Origin of the sequence: Mesorhizobium sp. B2-3-7 (assembly GCF_006442695.1) — a bacterium.
Classification (GTDB): Bacteria; Pseudomonadota; Alphaproteobacteria; order Rhizobiales; family Rhizobiaceae; genus Mesorhizobium.
This window is the reverse complement of record NZ_VFVV01000013.1, coordinates 72,532-91,065: the sequence shown is the minus strand read 5'-3', so window position 1 is coordinate 91,065 and position 18,534 is coordinate 72,532. Positions and strand designations below refer to the sequence as shown.

Here is an 18,534-nt window from a genome sequence, read left to right as displayed (position 1 = left end):
CCCATGCATCCAGCCTTCTCCGTCGTCTTCTTCACCACCGCCACCGGCGCCGGCTACGGCCTGCTGGCACTGCTCGGCGTGCTGGCGCCACTTGGCGTTATCGCACCCGATTTCTGGCTGGGCATCATCGGCATGGGACTGGCGCTCGGCCTGATCACCGCCGGCCTGTTGTCCTCGACCGGACATCTCGGCCGCCCCGAACGCGCCTGGCGTGCCTTCTCGCAATGGCGCAGTTCCTGGCTGTCGCGCGAAGGCGTCGCCTCGGTCGCCACGTTCGTCCCGGCGGGACTGTTCGGCATTGGCTGGGTCATTCTTGGCCGCACCGATGGCTGGGTCGCCGCCGCCGGACTTCTGGCAACGATTGGCGCCGTCATCACCGTCTGCATGACCGGCATGATCTATGCCTCGCTGAAACCCATCGCTCAGTGGCACAGCCCTTACACCTTGCCCGGCTATCTCATTTTCTCGGCGATGAGCGGCAGTGTGCTTCTGGCCGCGCTATGCCAAGGCTTTGCCGTCGGTTCCAAAATGCTTCTGGCAGCCTGCGTACTGCTGACCCTGCTCGGTTGGGCCTGGAAGCTTGCGACCTGGCGGTACAACGACCAATTGGAAATCCCCACCAACGCCAACACCGCAACCGGGCTTGCCGGGGGGACGGTTAGATCGCTGGAATGGCCGCATACCGAGGAAAATTATTTGCTCAAGGAAATGGGTTTTCGCATCGCGCGCAAGCACAGCGCAAAGCTGCGGCGGATCACCCAGCTCCTAGGTTTCGCGCTGCCCGCCTTGCTGCTGATTGGGGCCTTCGCCTTGCCGTCACCTTTCGCGGCGCTCGCATCGGTGTTCGCCGCGGTCGCACAGTTTGTCGGCATGCTGGTCGAACGTTGGCTGTTCTTCGCCGAAGCGAAGCACACGGTCACTCTCTACTACGGGAAATAGCGGCTTCAGCCGGGTCGCAGCATCGAGCCTGAAATCGCAAAGATGCGGTCCGTGCCGAGCATATAGGCCATCAGCGATTCCAGGCGGAACAGGCCGGCATAGGCGCGGTCGAGCACGTTGAGTGAGCCGGTATAGGCGCCGAAGGCGGGCATGATCATGCGGCCGCCATCGCCGGCGAAGCAGCGCCGCCGCACTGAACGGCCCTGCTGGACGATGCGGGCGCAGGGATGGAGATGGCCCGATATCTCGCCCTCGACGCGCAGCTTCGACGGCTCGTGCCGGAACAGCAACGAGCCGATGGCGAGTTCGCGCACCGTATCGCCCGGCAGGTCGGCCGGCGCCTCCGGGTCATGGTTGCCGGCCACCCAGAACCAGTCGCGGCCCGCCATCAGCGCCTCCAGCCGTTCGCGGAAACTTCGATGCATGCGCTCGGCGCCGCCGCCATCATGGAAGGAATCGCCCAGGCTGATGACGATTGCCGGCTGGTAGTCTGAGATGACGGCCTGCAATCGCAGCAAGGTCGCGCCGGTGTCATAGGGCGGGAGCAGCATGCCGCGCCTTGCCAGCGATGAGCCTTTTTCCAGATGCAGATCGGAAACGGCCAGAAGCTTGAGCTCGGGAAAGTAGAGCACGCCGCGCGGATCGCAGACCGCACGTTCGCCGGCGATGCCGACCAGATCGGCGTCGGCGATCAACGATGCGCGCGCCAGCGAAAAATTCATTCCTCAGCCACCTCCGGCCCCATGGCTTCCTCAACCAGCGTGGCCGCATCCATCAGCAGCGTTTCATCGGCTTCGCCGTGCACCGGCATCTTGCCGATCTCGAGCATGATCGGCACGGCGAGCGGCGATATCTGTTCGAGGTTCTTATGCATGATTCGACCTTGAATGCGCGAGAGCATGTCCGCAAGTCTGCTGACATCGAGCAGGCCCGCCGCCGCGTCCGCGCGCGTCGCCTGGAGCAATATGTGATCCGGCTCATGGCTGCGCAGGACGTCATAAATAAGGTCTGTCGAGACAGTCACCTGACGGCCACTCTTCTCCTTGCCGGGATGACGCTTTTCGATCAGCCCTGAAATCAGCGCGCAATTGCGAAAAGTGCGCTTGAGAAGCCAGCTGTCTGCCAGCCAGGCCTCGAGATCGTCGCCAAGCATGTCCTCATCGAAAAGCGCGCCGAGCGAGGGTTTTCCGGCTTTGAACATCGCCCCCATGTCGCCCAGCGACCAAATGGCCAAGGCATAGTCGGTGGCGACGAAGCCAAGCGGCCTGGCGCCCGTCCTGTCCAGACGGCGGGTAAGCAGCATGCCGAGCGTCTGGTGGGCCAGCCTGCCCTCGAAGGGGTAGGCGACCAGATAGTGGCGGTTGCCGCGCGGAAAGGTCTCGATCAGCAGGTCATCGCGTTTGGGCAGCACCGATTTGTCGGCCTGGAAGCGCAGCCAGTCGGCCACCTGCTCGGGCAGTTTCTTCCACCGCTGCGGATCGTCCAGCATGGCGCGGACCTGTTCGGCGAGATAGGTCGAAAGCGGGAACTTGCCGCCGCCATAGTAAGGCACCTTCGCATCGCTGCCGGGCGCGTTCGAGACGAAGCACTCATTCTCGCGAATGCCTTCGAAGCGAAGAACTTTGCCGGCGAACATGAAGGTGTCGCCATACGTCAGCGTCTCGAGGAAAGCCTCCTCGATCTTGCCTAAAACCCTGCCGCCGCGCGACACGGAACCCTTGCTGCCGGCCTGGACATAACGCACGTTGAGCGCCGGCACCTCGATGATAGTGCCGACGTTCAGCCTGTATTGCTGGGCCACGCGCGGATTGGATACCCGCCACAATCCCTCCTTGTTGAGGCGGATGCGGGCGTATCGCTCATAGCTCTTCAAGGCGTAGCCACCCGTGGCGACGAAATCGACGACGCGGTCGAATGTCGGCCGACCCAGCCCGGCATAGGGGGCCGCCGACCGCACCTCCTCGTAAAGATCGTCCGCGCGGAACGGTGCGCCGCAAGCACAGCCAAGGACATGTTGCGCCAGCACGTCGAGCCCGCCATCGACCAGTGGAGGCGTATCCTGCGCGCCGAGGTAGTTGGCATCCAGCGCTGCCCGGCATTCGAGCACCTCGAAGCGGTTGGCCGGGATGAGGATGGCTTTGGACGGTTCGTCCATGCGGTGGTTGGCGCGGCCGATGCGCTGTGCCAGCCGGCTCGCTCCTTTCGGTGCGCCGACATGCACGACGAGGTCGACGTCGCCCCAGTCGATGCCGAGGTCGAGCGTAGAGGTGGCGACGATGGCGCGCAGCGCATTGTCGCCCATCGCCTTCTCGACCCGCCGCCGCTGCGCGACATCGAGCGATCCGTGATGCAGCGCGATCGGCAAGGTATCTTCGTTGACGCGCCACAATTCCTGGAACAGCAACTCCGCCTGGCTGCGCGTATTGACGAACAGCAGGGTAGTCTTATGGCGCTTGATCTCGCGGTAGATCTCCGGCGTCGCGTAGCGCGCCGAATGCCCCGCCCAGGGCACGCGCTCTTCCGAGTCAAGGATGGATATTTCGGGCTTTGCGCCGCCGGTAACGACGATCAGTTCGGCCATATCGCCGGGTGGATTCTGGCCGACCAGCCAGCGGCGCAATTCGTCCGGTTCGGCCACCGTGGCGGAAAGTCCGATGGTCTGAACCTCGGGCACGAACTGGCGCAGCCGCGCCAGGCCAAGCGCTAGGAGATGACCGCGCTTCGAAATCACCAGCGAATGCAACTCGTCGAGCACGACATAGCGCAGGTCTTCGAAGAAACGCCTTGCATCGGGAGCCGCGATCAGCAGCGCAAGCTGCTCGGGCGTGGTGAGCAGGATGTCGGGCGGCACCAGCTTCTGCCGCTGGCGTTTGTGCGCCGGCGTGTCGCCGGTGCGGGTCTCGATGGTGAGGGAGAGCCCGATCTCCTCCACCGGCTTGCCAAGGTTGCGCTCGATGTCGACAGCCAGGGCCTTCAGCGGCGAGATGTAGAGTGTGTGGATGCCGCGATGGGCCTGACCCGGTTTTCGCCTGGCCCTGACGGCCAGTTCGGTCAGCGAAGGTAGGAACCCGGCCAGCGTCTTGCCGGCGCCGGTCGGTGCGATCAGCAGTACCGACTGCCCTGCCTGAGCCCTCGCCAGCAATTCGATCTGGTGCGCGCGCGGCGCCCAGCCCTTCTCGCCAAACCATCTGAGGAATGGGTCGGGCAGAATGACGGCGGCATTCTGGTCGGCAAGGCGCGGCTTCTCTGTCACGCGTCAGAGTTAGCGCGACGGCGCGCTAACGCCAAGAACAATCGGAACAAAAGGTGATCGAGCAGTTTTTCTCTCCCTGGGAGAAGGGAGGATCGGCGCTAGGGCCGCCGGAACCCCGTCGGCCCGCCGTAGAGATAGCCGATGCGGGCGACGGCTTCCTTCAGGCCTTCGCGCGACACCAACATGGTGTGGCCGTTGGCGTGGATCATGGTCTCGGCATCGGTCATGATGGCGACATGGCCTTTCCAGAAAACGAGATCGCCGCGGCGCAGGCCGGAATAATCGGGGCCTGGATCCAGCGGCTCGCCGATGCTCTGCGCCTGCATGTCGGAATCGCGCAGGACATCGGCGCCGGCCATGCGCATCGCCAGTTGCACGAGGCCGGAGCAATCGATGCCGAAGCCGGAGACACCACCCCAAAGATAGGGCGTGCCGAGAAACATCTCGGCCACCGAAACATAGTCGGCGGCCACATTACTGAGCGGCCGCAGGTGACCCGCTATGATTGCCTCACCGGAGGGCAGGACGGCATAGTGGGTGCCGCGCGTTTCGGCGGACCCGGCCACCGTGACGGTGGACCCCATCGACAGCTGTCCCGCGATCGGAAGGCGCAGATCCGGGCCGGGATAGAGGAAAGTTCGGGGCACGGAGACGATATGGGTGAGCGCATGATCCCGCCCGCCCAACATGGCGTCGGCGACATAGCCGACATAACCGTCCCGTTCGGCCTGGATCCAGGCCCAGCCCTCTCTGTCCTCGAAAACGAGCACGTCATCGCCGAACAGGCCTTGCGTGTTGACACCAGCGTCTGGACGCGGAGCCTTGCGGATATCGGCAACCGGGATCGAAATCCGCGCCGGCCGGCCGGCGACGAAGCGGTCGGCAGCGACCTCTCCTTTCAATCTCGCATCGGCAAGATCGGGCCGAAAGGCGTGGAGGCGGGCATCCCTGGCGGTCAAATCAGTTTATCCATTGAAGCGGCTGGTCGTCAGATGGGCAGCTCTTGTGCCTTGGCGATGATACCATCGCCGAAGCGCTCGACAAAGAGGGCGCCTTCGACCGTGCGCTTGATCAGCACGTTGCGCTTGTCGAGCTCGTCGCGATGACGCGACACCAGTTTGAGCGCACCCATTGTATCCAACGCGCGGGTGATGACCGGTTTGGTGACGTTGAGACGGGCCGCCAGCCCGCGCACCGTGTGCGGCGGCGGATCGAGATAGATGGTGAACAGGATAGCCGTCTGGCGCATGGTGAGGTCGGGCGCGTCGTCGCGCACCTGCGACAGCATCACTTGCTGCCACAATCGCAAGGCCTGGCTCGGGCGCATCGAAATCGACATCGCACGAGAATGACGGCAAATTGTTTCGGTTCCGTTTCAGTTTCGGCAACCTGCCGGCCCTGAAAGTCGCCGCCACCTCAGCCAAAACGCTTCGAGATGACGCGCTCCAGTGCCCGGATGCCTTGCGCCTCGCCGCCGGCAGGTCCGTGCGGACGATCGGCGGGGTTCCAGGCGAATATGTCGAAATGCGCCCAGCTTGGCGTCTTCTCGACAAAGCGCTTGAGAAACAGCGCCGCGGTGATGGAACCGGCGAACCCATCCGTGGTGACATTGTTGATGTCGGCGATCTTCGACGATAGCTTCGCATCATAGGGCCGCCACAGCGGCATGCGCCACAGCGGATCCTCGACCGCCAGCGAGGCTGTCGTCAGTTCCGAGGCTAGTGCCTCGTCGCCGGTGTAGAAGGGCGGCAGGTCCGGACCTAGCGCGACACGAGCAGCCCCGGTGAGCGTCGCCATGTCGACAAGCAATTGCGGCTCCTCCTCGTCGGCCAGCGCCAGCGCATCACCCAGAACCAGTCTTCCCTCGGCATCGGTGTTGCCAATCTCGACTGACATGCCCTTGCGGCTCGCCAACACGTCGCCAGGCCTGAAGGCGTTGCCGGCGATCGAATTCTCGACGGCCGGGATCAGCACGCGCAGCCGCACGTTCAATCCGGAGGCCATGATCATCGAGGCCAGACCCAGCACATTGGCGGCGCCCCCCATGTCCTTCTTCATCAACAGCATGCCGGACGACGGCTTGATATCGAGGCCGCCAGTGTCGAAACAGACGCCCTTGCCGACCAACGTCACTTTCGGCGCGCTCCTTGGCCCCCAGCCCATGCCGATAAGACGCGGTGCGCTGGACGAAGCCCGGCCGACGGCATGGATCATCGGGAAATTCTGCTTGATGAGATCGTCGCCCTTGATGACCGACACCTCGGCCTTGTGAATTTCGGCCAGGGCTCGAACCGCCTTCTCCAGCTCGTCCGGCCCCATGTCGCTGGTCGGCGTGTTGACAAGATCGCGCGTCAGGAAGACGCCTTCGACGATGCGGCGAACGCGTTTTGCCTCTACGCCGGCCGGCAATTCGAAGCGCAGCGCCTTGCCCGGTTTCTTGCCATAGCGGGTAAAGACATAGCCGCCGAGGGCCAGCGCGATCGCCGCCAGCTCCGGCTCGGCCGGCGCGGAGGCGAAATGCCAGTCGCCCTCCGCCAGGCTTTTCGCCAGCGCGCCGACGGCCAGCGCGCCCTCGCCGTCGCCAATGCCGAACAAGGCACCGCCGAGCGCGCCGTTTTCCGCAGGCACGATGAGCGTCCTGCCCGCTTCGCCGGAGAAGCCGTTGGCCCTGGCCCACGCCACGGCTGATGACGTCAGACCGGCCGTCTCCAGACCGTCCTTAGCCACCAGATGGACAGGAAGCGGGTTGTTCAGCTTGTTCTCGACCAGTTCCACTGACATTCGATGTTCTCCTGCCGACGTCCGTCGATTCGGCGCTTCTTAACTGTCCGTTAGGGTTAACAGAATATTTCTTCGAGAGGGAAGATGGTCACGCAATGGCCACGCGCACGAATGGAGGCCCAGGGTGCCGATGTCGACGAACCGCACGATGAACGCCAGCGGAAAGCGGCTCATCACCACGGCCTTCATGCTCGCGCTGGCCGCAGGCGTTGCCGGCTGCGGAACCGACAAGATCAGCACAGGCTCGATCGGACGCACCAGCGGCAAGCCGCTGGAGACGATGTCGGCGGGAGAATTGCACAATGCGACGGCAGCGCTTGGCCAGTCCTATTCCAGGAATCCCAACGATAAGCGGATAGCGACCAACTTCGCCGCGGCGCTGCAGATGGATGGCGATGCCGACCAGTCGCTTGCCGTGATGCGCAAGCTGGCGATCGCCTATCCCAAGGATCGCGACGTGCTTGCCGCCTACGGCAAGGCGCTGGCCGCCAACGGCCAGTTCGAGGCGGCGCTTGATGCCGTGCGCCGGGCGCAGACGCCGGAATATCCCGACTGGAGGCTGGTGTCGGCGGAAGCGGCCATTCTCGACCAGCTCAGCCAGAAGGACGACGCGCGCCAGCTCTACCGCAAGGCGCTGGAGCTCAAGCCGAACGAACCTTCGGTGCTTTCCAACCTTGGCATGTCCTATGTGCTGGGAGGCGACCTGCGCACCGCCGAAACCTATATGCGCTCGGCCGCACAGCAGCCGAATGCCGACAGCCGCGTGCGCCAGAACCTGGCGCTGGTCGTCGGCCTGCAGGGCCGCTTCGACGAAGCCGAGAAGATCGCCTCGCAGGAGCTGTCACCCGAACAGGCGCAGGCCAATGTCGCTTATCTCAGGCAGATGCTGGCTCAGCAAAATGCCTGGAGCCAGCTCAAGGACCAGGACAAGGCGAAAGCCGCAACCAACTGAGCGGCACGCGGCCACCGAACCCTGCATAAGAGAACCGCGCTGCGTCAGCCGCGCGGTTTTTCTTTGGATCGGTCAGATTCACCTACTGGCTGCTGGTTTCGTGCGCCTGGCCGAAGATGCCGCGCTGGCTGACCTGGATGCCGGCAGGGCCGAGGATGATGGCGAACAGCACCGGCAGGAAAAACAGGATCATCGGCACGGTGAGCTTGGGCGGCAAGGCGGCGGCCTTCTTCTCGGCAGCGTTCATGCGTTGGTCCCGGCTTTCACCCGCGAGCACGCGCAACGCATGCGCCACAGGGGTGCCGTAACGCTCGGCCTGGACGAGTGCCTGCGACACCGACTTGACGGATTCCAGGCCGGTGCGGCTGGCGAGGTTCTCATAGGCCTGCTTGCGCTCCTGCAGATAAGAGAGCTCGGCGTTCGTCAGGATGAATTCTTCCGCAAGGGCCACCGATTGGGCGCCGATCTCGTCGGCGACCTTGCGCAATGCCGCTTCCACCGACATGCCAGATTCGACGCAAATCAGCATCAGGTCAAGCGCGTCCGGCCATGCCATCTGGATCGATTGCTTGCGCTTGGTGGCGCGGTTGTTGACATAGACGACCGGTGCGTAGAAGCCGCCATAGGCAACGAGGACGCAGACGAACAGCCGGATGAACAATGGCTGCTGCGGCAGTCCTCCGAGCACGAATATGTAGATCACGCCCAGTGCGAAGCCGACAAACGGAAGCACGAGGCGGAAGAAGAGAAACCGCGTCAGCGGGTTCTGTCCACGGAAACCGGCAACCTTGAGCTTCTGCAAGGTACCCTCGTCGGCGAGGGCGCGCCGCAGGTCGAGCCTGTCGACGATGTTGCGCATGCCGATCGACTGTTCTTCGCGCAGGCCCTTGCGGCGGCGATCCGCCTCGCTTGCAAGCCGCGCGCGCTGCTTGGCGCGCAATTCGTCGCGTTCCAGCGCGACCGACTTCATGCGCGCCTTGAGCTGGTTTCCGCCAAATGCCGGCAGCAAGGTGAAGACCGTCGCGAACACGGCAATGCCGACCAGCAGCGCGATCAGGAGGCCGGGATCCGTCAGTGATTTGACGACTTGTTCGGTCATGCCGCGGCCCTAGACTTCGAAGTTCATCATCTTGCGCATCACGAAGATGCCGATCGACATCCAGACGGCCGAAACCCCCAGGATCAGGTTACCGATGCTCGTGGTGAACAGCGGCATCAGGTAGTTGGGGCTGGAGAGATATACGAGAAACGCGACGATGAAAGGCAGCGCGCCGATGATGGCGGCGGACGCCTTGGCTTCCATCGACAGCGCCTGGACCTTGGCCTTCATCTTCTTGCGGTCGCGAAGCACGCGCGAAAGATTGCCCAGCGCCTCGGAGAGATTGCCGCCGGCCTGCGACTGGATCTGAATGACGATGCCGAAAAAGCTCGCCTCGGTGCATGGCATGGTTTCGGGCATGCGCAAGGTGGCATCCGGGATCGACAGGCCCATCTGCTGCGAATCGACGATGCGGCGAAACTCGGCCTTGACGGGCTCGGGAGATTCATTGGCGATCAGGCGCACCGCATCGTTCAGCGGCAGGCCGGATTTGACCGCGCGCACGATGATGTCGAGCGCGTTGGGAAATTCGTTGAGGAATGCCTTGACCCGCCGCGCGCGGCGAAATGAGACGAACCAGCGCGGAAGGCCCAGCGCACCGGCCAGCAGCACACCAGGCAAAACAAAAAGCGGCGCCCCCACCACAAACGCGATGATCGTCAGGGCTAGGCCGCAAATGGCGGAATAGATGTAGAAGCGTTCGATGGAAACCTTCAGGCCGGCTTGCCGCAGTTGGGCTTTCAGCGGCGGTTTCTTGACCGCGCTGTCCTTGGATTTCTGCTTCTCGTCGAGTTCCTTCAAGGAATCCTGGACCGACTTGCGTCTTTTGGCCGCCTCCGCCACGCGATCGCGCGAGGCCTTGACGACGGAGCGATCCGTCTCCGCGGTCTTGATCGTTTCCAGCCGCTTGCCGGCCTGCTTTTCGTTGCTGATCCGGGTGAACAGGAATGCATAGGCGACCGCGCCGGCGCTGAAGCCGGCGAGCACGACAAACGCCAATACGGTGCCGTCAATTCCAAACATCGACCAGAACCCTTACGCCTGCAGCAGCGTCAGTCAGCGCGTTTCTCCATCGCCTCAAGCGCTATTGCGAGGCGCTGCTCCTCGCCATAGTAACGGGCGCGGTCCCAGAAATGCGGGCGACCGATGCCGGTCGATACATGCTCTCCCAGCAGCCGCCCATTCGCGTCCTCGCCCTTGATGTTGTAGAGGACGATGTCCTGCGTGATGATGACGTCGCCTTCCATTCCGATCACCTCGGTGATGTGAGTGATGCGGCGCGATCCGTCGCGCAGGCGTGCCGCCTGGATAATCACGTCGATGGAGCCGACGACGATTTCGCGCACGGTCTTCTGCGGCAGCGAAAAACCGCCCATTGCGATCATGGATTCGATACGATTCAGGCATTCGCGCGGGCTGTTCGAGTGGATCGTTCCCATCGAGCCGTCATGGCCGGTGTTCATCGCCTGCAGAAGGTCGAACACTTCGGGTCCGCGCACTTCGCCGACGATGATGCGCTCGGGCCGCATGCGCAGGCAGTTCTTGACCAGATCCCGCATCGTCACCTCGCCTTCCCCTTCGAGGTTGGGCGGGCGGGTTTCCAGACGGACAACATGCGGCTGCTGTAGTTGCAGTTCGGCCGAGTCCTCGCAGGTGATGACGCGTTCCTCGCGATCGATGTAGTTGGTCAAGCAGTTGAGGAGCGTCGTCTTGCCCGAGCCGGTGCCGCCGGAGATGACGATGTTGCAGCGAACTCGGCCGATGATCTTGAGAACCTCGGCTCCTTGCGGCGAGATGGCGCCGAACTTCACCAGCTGATCGAGCGTCAGCTTGTCCTTCTTGAATTTGCGGATGGTGAGCGCGGTGCCGTCGATGGCGAGCGGCGGCGCGATGACGTTGACGCGGGAGCCGTCGGGAAGACGCGCATCGCAGATCGGGCTGGATTCATCGACGCGGCGGCCGACCTGGCTGACGATGCGCTGGCAGATGTTGAGAAGCTGCTGGTTGTCACGAAAACGAATGCCGGTCTGTTCGACCTTGCCGTTGACTTCGATGTAGACGTTCTTGGAGCCGTTGACCATGATGTCGGCGATGTCGTCGCGGGCGAGCAATGGCTCGAGCGGCCCATAGCCAAGCACGTCGTTGCAGATATCCTCGAGCAGTTCTTCCTGTTCGGCGATCGACATCGCGAAATTCTTGATCGCGATGATGTCGTTGACGATGTCGCGGATTTCCTCGCGCGCGCTTTCGGGATCGAGCTTGGCGAGTTGCGACAGGTCGATCGTGTCGATCAGGGCGGCGAAGACCTGGCTCTTGGTGTCGTAATAGGTTTCGCTCTTTTCGCGCGCCGCCCGCTTCGGCTCCGGAGCTATCGGCGGCGCCTCGACCGCGCGGCGGGCCGGCGGTGCAACAGGAGCGCTCGACGCAGGTGCGGCCGCCGGCCTCGCAAGAACCGCGGTATCGGCCGAATCCGCGACGGCTGGCGCGGTCGGCGCCGGTGCCGGCTGGCGGAATTCCGGCTTGAACCGGTTGCCGTCGTCGCTGCCTCTCTTACCAAACATGATCGACTACCGATTCCACTGAAGAAGCATCATTTCTTGTTGCGCGAAAGCTTGCCGAGCAGATTTCCGAGACCCGCTTTTTTCTTCACCCGGATTTCGCTGCGACCGGTCAGCACATGGGCAATTTCGTTGATCGTGGCGACAACCGGGTTCTTGGCGTCCATTTCACCAAGCATACGTCCGTTGTTGGCGGCATTGCCGAACAGCAGCGGGTCAAAGCCGATGATCGCCATCGCGGCCAGGCCGAGCGGCTCGGCGAAATCGGACGGGGAAATCTCCGGACGTTTGGGCACGCCGGCCTGATTGATGATGAGTTTGGGCGGCGAGTCGTTGGGACGAAGCCGTTTGAGCATGTCGACCAAATTCTTGGTATTGCGCAAATTGGCCAGTTCCGGCGTCGCCGTGATGACGATTTCATCGGCCTTGATCAGGGTGTTCTTGGTCCAACCCGTCCAGACATGGGGAACGTCGAGCACCAGGAGCGGCACGGTGCGCTGCGCGGTGTCGACAAGCTGCGTAAAGGCGTCGGGATCGAAATCATAGACGCGTTCGAGCGTCGAGGGCGCGGCGAGCAGCGAAAGGTGTTCGGCGCACTGGGTCAGCAGCCGGTCGAGATAGACTTCATCGATGCGCTCGGGCGAAAACACCGCTTCGGCGATGCCTTGCGCGGGATCCTGGTCGAAATTGATGTTGGCCGTGCCGAAAGCGAGGTCGAGGTCTGCGACGACCACCTCGGATTTGAACAGGGAGGACATCGCCCAAGCCACGTTATGGGCGATGGTGGAAGAGCCGACGCCACCCTTGGCGCCGACGAAGGCGATCGAGCGGCCGAGCGGCTCGGCTTCCGGATCGACAAAGATCGACGATATGACGCTGACGATGTCGGCCATCGACACCGGCGCGATGACATATTCGGAAATGCCGGAGCGGATGAGCTCGCGATAGAGGCCGACATCGTTGTAGTGGCCGATTACCACCACTTTGGAAGACGGGTCGCAATATTCCGAGAGCTGCGCGAGCTGTTCCAGCAACTGCTTGGGTTCGCTGCGCGACTCCAGCAGGATCAGGTTCGGCGTCGGCGCCGACTGGTAGAATTCGATGGCGGTGGGGACGCCGCCCATATGGACCTTGAGATGGGCCTTGGTCATGCGGCGGTCCTCGCCGGCGCGCTCGACTGGATTGGCGACACCCTCGGTCTCGCAGAATGCCTGGATCGAGATGCGCGGAACCGGCCGCAGCGCCTGCATCACGGCGATGTCCTGCGGCGAGGTCTCACCGCCGTCCACGGGGGTGTCATAGGCAAGATTGCTCATGGTCATCTTTCCGTGACTTCTCTTTTCCTTAGGGCGCGGCTCAGTACGTCACTTCAGAATTGCCGAGGAACTCGTCCGAAATACCCCTGCTGCGGTAGACATCGATCACCGCGCCACGATTTTCCGCGTCGATGGTGGTCTGCTTGCGCGGCCCGATCAGGTCGGCCGGATTGGCCATCTGGGCGGCGAGATTGTTTTGATAGGAGCAGCCGAAATCGGCATAGTGTTTGTTCTCAGACGTCTCCAGCAGGTCATCTGGCCATCGTCCGCATTTATCGGTCTGGGCCTTCACCGCGATGTAGGCGACGCGGATCGGGGCGGATGTCTCGCTCGAGGCAGCCTGATAGGAGACGACCACGATCCGGTTGCGCTTGACGCCAGATGCAATCGCGAGCCGGGCGAAATCGCGCGCAGCGGCGGCGGCGGCGATCTCGTTGGCCGAGCCGCTCGGAACCTGGATCGTCAGCGTCGGGGCAGCACTCTTGTCATAGCCGTCGAGGAAACCCAGGAGCGTATCGCGCTGCGAACCGGTCATGCCGCGGTCACCCGCACCGACAGGTAGATCTATCTTTTGGTTCTTCTCGGCGATCACGATCGGATGGTTGGTGCGGTAGTCGTCTGGAATGGCGCCGACGGTGACACTGTCGCGCTGGGCGCAGCCGGCCAGCAATGCCGCCACCGCCACCGCCAGGGCAGGAATGGCGCGCCGGAGAATTCGCGAACGGCCGGAGCGCGTGGTCATGGCGATGGTCCTTGCCTGCAATGCTGACTGAGACATGTCCGCTTCCCCGTTCACTTGTAGATGAAGCCGACGACGCCGTGATAACGGCCGCTGGGCTTGTCCGTCTGCATTGTGCCGTAGACGCGATTGACTCGGCCCAGGAACATACCGGCGCCATCGCTGGCGGCGTTGAAATTGTCGTCAGGTTTGGCGAGGTCGTTTCGTGCCACCGGTTTCACCAGATAGGGCGTGATGATGATCACCAGTTCGGTCTCGTTGCGCACGAAGTCTCTGCTTCGGAACAGTGTGCCGAGCACCGGGATCTTTGTCAGCCCGGGCAGGCCGGCGACAGCCTGCCTGACGTCATCGCGGACGAGGCCGGCGATCATCATCGAACCACCTGACGGCAATTCGACGGTCGTGTCGGCAAGTCTCTTGCGGATAGACAACAGCGTGGTTCCGGGCAACCTGCCTGCAGCTTCCAGCGTGGTGGCGCCTTCGGCAGTAGGCTCCGACACGGACGTCCGGACCTTGAGGCTGATCCGACCGGCCGACAGCACAACCGGTTGGAACTCCAGGCCGATGCCGTATTCAAGTTTGTCGTTGGTGTATGTGACCTGCCCTGTCTTGTTCTCGTCCGAAACATTGTTCGTACGGCTGGTGATGAGATTGAACTCGCCACCGACCCTGAATGTTGCCTTCTCACCCGACACGGCGGTGAGGGTCGGCTCCGCCAGCGTCTTCATGACGCCACCTTGCTCCATTGCGTTTAGATACGCCTGAAGCGCCGAGGTGCCGATCGAAGCTCCCGAGAATTGCGAGAGCGGTTTCCCAAGCCCGTATGCCGGGGTGCTCATCGCGTCATAGCTGATGCCGTTGCTACCGCCGCTGCCCACCATGTTGACGCCAAGCTGCTTCATCACGGAGCGGCTGACTTCGGCGACCGTCACCTTGAGCGTGACCTGGTCGTCGCCGATGATCTGCAAAAGATTGACGATTTTCGAGACGCGGCGTTCCTGGTCCGGATTGTTGATGTCGACACCACTCTGGGCCGAGCCGCCGGCCGCGGTCTGCGAATATTGTCCCGTCGTCGCTTCACCGCCCGAGACGAAGATCGTCGCCAGGTCGACGGCGCGTTTGGCGTCCAGCGGCGTGTCGACGGTTCCCGTCAGGACGACGTTGTCGTTCAGCAGTTCGACCTTGATGGACGATGTCGGGATGAAGCGCTTGATATAATCCTCCAGGCCTGCGACGTCGCGTTCGACGGCCAGATCGAGGCTGACGATCTGTTCGCCATTCGGCCCGAACACAAAGATGTTGGTCTCGCCAACCGCCTTGCCGAACAGGTAGATGCGCCTCGCGGTGCGGGTCACCGCATCGGCGACGGTCGGATTGGCGACAAGAATGTCGTAGGCATCACTCGGCAGGTCGATGACCACCGACTTGTTGAGGCCGAGCTTGACGCGCTGGGTGGCCGCCGAAGCCGAAACCTGTGCACTCTTGGCCTCGACAACGCTCTGCACGTTTGTCCCAATGAGCAGCAGGCCGAAAGCCGCTGCCATGATCGCCGGCAGTTTACCGCTTAGCCTCATTTCCTTGCCCCCACTTCGGAAACTTCGCCCGACTTGATCAGCCTGACCGTTCCCTTGCGGCCATTGCCGGAAACGAGATAGTCGGCCTCATCCAAATTCTTTTCCTGGGTGTCCGTGATCGCGCGCAGCGCGAGCGTCAGGCGATCCGCCATCTGCTGGGCGACGGTGATGATCTCCGCCTGCTTGGGCGTCAGTTCCAGCGTGGCGGTCTGGCCCACCCTGGTCTTCTTGCCTTCCTCGTCCTCCTGGATGGTCTGGTCGATCGCCAGGACGCGGATGTTCTTGAGGATGGTTTCGGTGTTGAAGCCGGAGCCGCCGCTGTTGGCATCGGCCCGGCGGGTCATAATGACGTCGACGAAATCATTCGGAAGGATGAAGCCGCCGGCAGAGGTGTCGGCCGATATCGTCGTGGCGACCGCCCGCATGCCGGAGGGCAGGATCGACGACATGAAGCTTTGCCCCTCGCCGATCAGCTTGGAACGCCGCACCGGCTCGCCCGCGTACATCGGCACACGGGCTATGGACCCCTTCAGTTTCTCCAGGGCGTCGGGAGCAGTGGCCTTGGTGATGAAATTGGCGTTGATGCCGTCGACCGGCCAGGATTGCCAGGCAATGTTGTTCTCGAGCTGGCTGCCCATGGTGACATCACCCGACAGGACAAGCACGTCCTGCAATGCCACGGCGGGAGCCGCTGGACCGGACTCGACGATCTGCGGTGGCGGCGCGGCGACCATGTTCTTCGCGACATAGCCAGCACCACCCGCCGCGGCGACCGCCACGCTCAGAATAATCAATCGGGATGCTGGCATCTGTCCGAACCCTCGCCTTGGCAAACCACCTAGCCAGGCCGGACTTTGCAGCGGCAATCGTCAAAACAAGGTTAATGTAATGCTTACGATCGTGATTAATTTAAGGTTTACATAAATTAGCTGTATTGCGCAGCCACGGACAAACAGCCAGCCCCGCTCCGCGGAGCCAGCCGCAACACAGCCAAGGAATGATCGGTAAGGTCAGGCCGCCAGCCTGGCCAGCGCCCAGACCATCAGGGGCGAATCCGGGTAGGTCAGCAATCCGCCCAAACCGAGCGCGATGCCGTAGGGAACCCCGGTCGTCTCGTCCGCGAAGTGACGCAGGAACGGATTGCGGCCGGTAAAAACCGCAAGCGGCGACTTCCGGTAGACGAGAATGGCAAGCGTCAGCAAGCCGCCTATGAAGGTCGAGACCACGAGATACTCGACGAGCTGGATGTTGAGTCCCATCCACACGGCGGTCGCGGCCAGCAGCTTGGCATCACCGCCGCCCATGCCGCCCATTGCAAAGAGGCCGAACGTTGCGGCAAGAACCAGCGCGCCGGCGGCGAAATGCCAGCCATAGGCCGCCCATTCCATGCCGGTCAGCGGCGCAACCAGCGCGAAGACGACGACGAGCAGCACCGGCACGCGATTGGCGATCGTCATCGACAGCATGTCGGAGATCGCGGCGAACAGCATGCAGAACGGGAAGACGACGAAGATCAGGGCTTCAAGCATCGGCGCTATGCCTATTATCGGATTAAGCCGCACTCAATCTAAGCATGTTCGATTAACGATTGATGAGGCCCAGGGCAAAAAGACATTGAATAGAACAAGGGCCGCCAGGTGGCGGCCCTTGTCCAGAACGCAATCCGAGCGCTCAATATACTTGACGTCGTTCAGGGCGTCGGGACGTTGTTCAGGGACGTTCCGATAGCTTCGAACTTGGCGTTGATGGCGTTGCCAAGCGCGCCGGCGCCGACGATGATGGCGAGCGCGATGAGGGCGGCGATCAGACCATATTCGATAGCGGTCGCGCCGGATTCGTCCTTTACGAAACGTGCAATGAGATTAGACATTCGAGAGCTCCTACTCCACGTGTTACAGCACTTCCGTCAACTTCTGTGATGGTTGATCGGATGCTGCCAATCTAGGGAGAAGCTCTTTCGATCGACTTAATAAACAGCCTTACCGATTCCTTTCCCGGTTGGAACATATTGCGTGGTTAACTATGGGCTAAGCGCCGGCCGAGGCGCAATTCCCAGGCAAGCAGCCGCAAAAGAAACAGCTCCGCGGCGCGTATGACGATCGCGGCATATGGCGCCCGGGCCTGCTTAACCGTTGGTTCACCAATCTCGTTCATGTTCCGTTGAACAGTCCGCCCGCCTGGAGCGCGTCAATGGCCGAGCCGAAATCGTCGATCCTGATTGCCGTGCTTCTTGCCGCCGTGAGCTTTGTCATGCCCGCCAGGGCCGACACCGGCATCGAGGTCACCATGAACCAGGCCAAGATCGTCAAACTGTCGCGCCCCGCCGACACGATCGTGGTCGGCAACCCGGCAATCGCCGACGCGTCCGTGCAGGACGCCTCGACGATCGTGCTGACTGGCAAGGGCTTCGGCGTCACCAACCTCGTCGTCCTCGACCAGGATGGCAGCCCGATCATCGATGAACAGATCACCGTCGTGCGGCAGGCGGCCTCGTCGGTGCGCATCTACCGGCGCGCTGAAGTTCAGACCATGTCCTGCACGCCCTATTGCGAAAGCTCCTACAAGAGCGAAGCCGAAAAATCCTCAGAAGCCGAGATGAGCGTCAGCCGGTAGGCACGCGGTCCAGGTTAGCGGGTGGTTAAGGCGCCCGCGGCGACTTTAACGATCATTCAAACCGGACTTCAACTGGTTTGCACTAGTACACCTGCCGAGACCGTCTGGGGATGGGCAGGATCAGAGCATGAGCATCGAATTCGTCTCGACAAGCGACCGCAAGGCAAGACGGGCACGGCTTTTCGCACGCTTCGCCGGCGACCGCCGCGGCAGTACGGCACTGGAATTCGCGCTGCTCGCATTGCCGTTCGCGGTTCTTGTCTTCGCCATCCTGGAAAGCTGCATCTCATTTGCCGGCCAGGAAGTTATGGCCAACATCACCGACGACATCGCGCGCAAATTGCGCACCGGGCAGTTGAGACCGGCCGACGTCGCCGGGGACAAGTTGAAGACCATGATCTGCGACAAACTGAAGATCATCGTCTCGCAGGATTGCCCAAATCAGCTGGACGTGGACCTTCGCGCATATACCACGTTCGCCGACGCGGCCACGGCCAGCTTCAAGATCGAGAATGGCGAGATCATCTTGATGCAAGGCGCCAACTCGCAGCCCTTCGCGACCACGCCGGGCCTGGCAGAATCGAAGAACATGCTGCGGGTCTTCTACAAATGGCCCGTCATGACCGATCTTCTGGCTCAGTCGATGGGCGGTAACAAGACACTGCATTTTGCATCGGTGACCTGGCAGAACGAGCCATTCGACAACTGAG

Annotated in this window: 18 protein-coding genes; 4 read left to right on the top strand and 14 right to left on the bottom strand. The window is 62.5% G+C overall.

The window, feature by feature from the left end:
* The first annotated feature begins 3 nt into the window (after positions 1–3).
* Entirely contained in the window at positions 4–939 is a 936-nt protein-coding gene (locus tag FJ940_RS23285) for a DmsC/YnfH family molybdoenzyme membrane anchor subunit (protein WP_140658060.1), read from the top strand.
* Positions 940–944: 5 nt separating this feature from the next.
* On the opposite strand, the gene pdeM is transcribed toward FJ940_RS23285, so the two are convergent.
* The 5 genes from pdeM to FJ940_RS23260 all read right to left on the bottom strand — a co-directional run bounded on the left by pdeM (position 945) and on the right by FJ940_RS23260 (position 6,973).
* Positions 945–1,661 carry a ligase-associated DNA damage response endonuclease PdeM gene (pdeM, locus tag FJ940_RS23280; protein WP_140496693.1) on the bottom strand — a complete coding sequence of 239 codons (717 nt, stop codon included), beginning with the start codon at positions 1,659–1,661 and terminating at the stop codon, positions 945–947.
* Positions 1,658–4,192 (bottom strand): ligase-associated DNA damage response DEXH box helicase, encoded by a 2,535-nt coding sequence (locus FJ940_RS23275; protein ID WP_140658058.1) that lies wholly within the window; start codon positions 4,190–4,192, stop codon positions 1,658–1,660. Before FJ940_RS23275 ends, pdeM begins: the two co-directional genes overlap by 4 nt.
* Positions 4,193–4,290: 98 nt before the next feature.
* Positions 4,291–5,151, bottom strand: coding sequence for an NlpC/P60 family protein (locus FJ940_RS23270; protein WP_140658056.1), 861 nt, complete (start codon positions 5,149–5,151; stop codon positions 4,291–4,293).
* A 29-nt stretch (positions 5,152–5,180) separates the two neighbouring features.
* Positions 5,181–5,531, bottom strand: coding sequence for a MarR family winged helix-turn-helix transcriptional regulator (locus tag FJ940_RS23265; RefSeq protein ID WP_140513216.1), 351 nt, complete (start codon positions 5,529–5,531; stop codon positions 5,181–5,183).
* A gap of 77 nt (positions 5,532–5,608) precedes the next feature.
* The gene (locus FJ940_RS23260; protein WP_140658055.1) at positions 5,609–6,973 is read right to left on the bottom strand and encodes a leucyl aminopeptidase family protein; all 1,365 of its coding nucleotides are present in this window, start codon (positions 6,971–6,973) and stop codon (positions 5,609–5,611) included.
* Positions 6,974–7,103: 130 nt separating this feature from the next.
* On the opposite strand from FJ940_RS23260, the gene FJ940_RS23255 reads away from it, so the two are divergent.
* The gene (locus FJ940_RS23255) at positions 7,104–7,925 is read left to right on the top strand and encodes a tetratricopeptide repeat protein (RefSeq protein WP_140523904.1); all 822 of its coding nucleotides are present in this window, start codon (positions 7,104–7,106) and stop codon (positions 7,923–7,925) included.
* 82 nt (positions 7,926–8,007) lie between these two features.
* Here the strand turns inward: FJ940_RS23255 and FJ940_RS23250 are convergent, their stop codons facing one another.
* The 9 genes from FJ940_RS23250 to FJ940_RS23210 form a co-directional block, all read right to left on the bottom strand.
* Entirely contained in the window at positions 8,008–9,024 is a 1,017-nt protein-coding gene (locus tag FJ940_RS23250) for a type II secretion system F family protein (protein WP_140496706.1), read from the bottom strand.
* Positions 9,025–9,033: 9 nt separating this feature from the next.
* Positions 9,034–10,047: a type II secretion system F family protein gene (locus tag FJ940_RS23245; protein WP_140496708.1), complete on the bottom strand. Its 1,014-nt coding sequence runs from the start codon at positions 10,045–10,047 to the stop codon at positions 9,034–9,036.
* 29 nt (positions 10,048–10,076) lie between these two features.
* Positions 10,077–11,585, bottom strand: coding sequence for a CpaF family protein (locus FJ940_RS23240; RefSeq protein ID WP_140496710.1), 1,509 nt, complete (start codon positions 11,583–11,585; stop codon positions 10,077–10,079).
* 29 nt (positions 11,586–11,614) lie between these two features.
* Positions 11,615–12,898, bottom strand: a complete 1,284-nt coding sequence (locus FJ940_RS23235) for a CpaE family protein (protein ID WP_181167618.1) — start codon at positions 12,896–12,898, stop codon at positions 11,615–11,617.
* Positions 12,899–12,938: 40 nt separating this feature from the next.
* Entirely contained in the window at positions 12,939–13,676 is a 738-nt protein-coding gene (locus tag FJ940_RS23230; RefSeq protein ID WP_140564837.1) for a CpaD family pilus assembly protein, read from the bottom strand.
* A 14-nt stretch (positions 13,677–13,690) separates the two neighbouring features.
* Positions 13,691–15,211, bottom strand: a complete 1,521-nt coding sequence (locus tag FJ940_RS23225) for a type II and III secretion system protein family protein (protein WP_140513208.1) — start codon at positions 15,209–15,211, stop codon at positions 13,691–13,693.
* Positions 15,208–16,020 (bottom strand): Flp pilus assembly protein CpaB, encoded by an 813-nt coding sequence (gene cpaB / locus FJ940_RS23220; RefSeq protein ID WP_140523901.1) that lies wholly within the window; start codon positions 16,018–16,020, stop codon positions 15,208–15,210. The genes FJ940_RS23225 and cpaB overlap by 4 nt, the downstream gene beginning before the upstream one ends.
* A gap of 201 nt (positions 16,021–16,221) precedes the next feature.
* A complete protein-coding gene (locus tag FJ940_RS23215; protein WP_140513204.1) occupies positions 16,222–16,740 on the bottom strand; it encodes a prepilin peptidase in 519 nt (172 codons plus the stop codon).
* A 161-nt stretch (positions 16,741–16,901) separates the two neighbouring features.
* Positions 16,902–17,081 (bottom strand): Flp family type IVb pilin, encoded by a 180-nt coding sequence (locus tag FJ940_RS23210; protein WP_140496730.1) that lies wholly within the window; start codon positions 17,079–17,081, stop codon positions 16,902–16,904.
* 320 nt (positions 17,082–17,401) lie between these two features.
* Between FJ940_RS23210 and FJ940_RS23205 the strand changes: the two genes are divergently transcribed.
* Positions 17,402–17,824, top strand: coding sequence for a pilus assembly protein N-terminal domain-containing protein (locus FJ940_RS23205; RefSeq protein ID WP_140496732.1), 423 nt, complete (start codon positions 17,402–17,404; stop codon positions 17,822–17,824).
* A 127-nt stretch (positions 17,825–17,951) separates the two neighbouring features.
* A complete protein-coding gene (locus tag FJ940_RS23200) occupies positions 17,952–18,533 on the top strand; it encodes a TadE/TadG family type IV pilus assembly protein (RefSeq protein WP_140513202.1) in 582 nt (193 codons plus the stop codon).
* Position 18,534 lies beyond the last annotated feature (1 nt).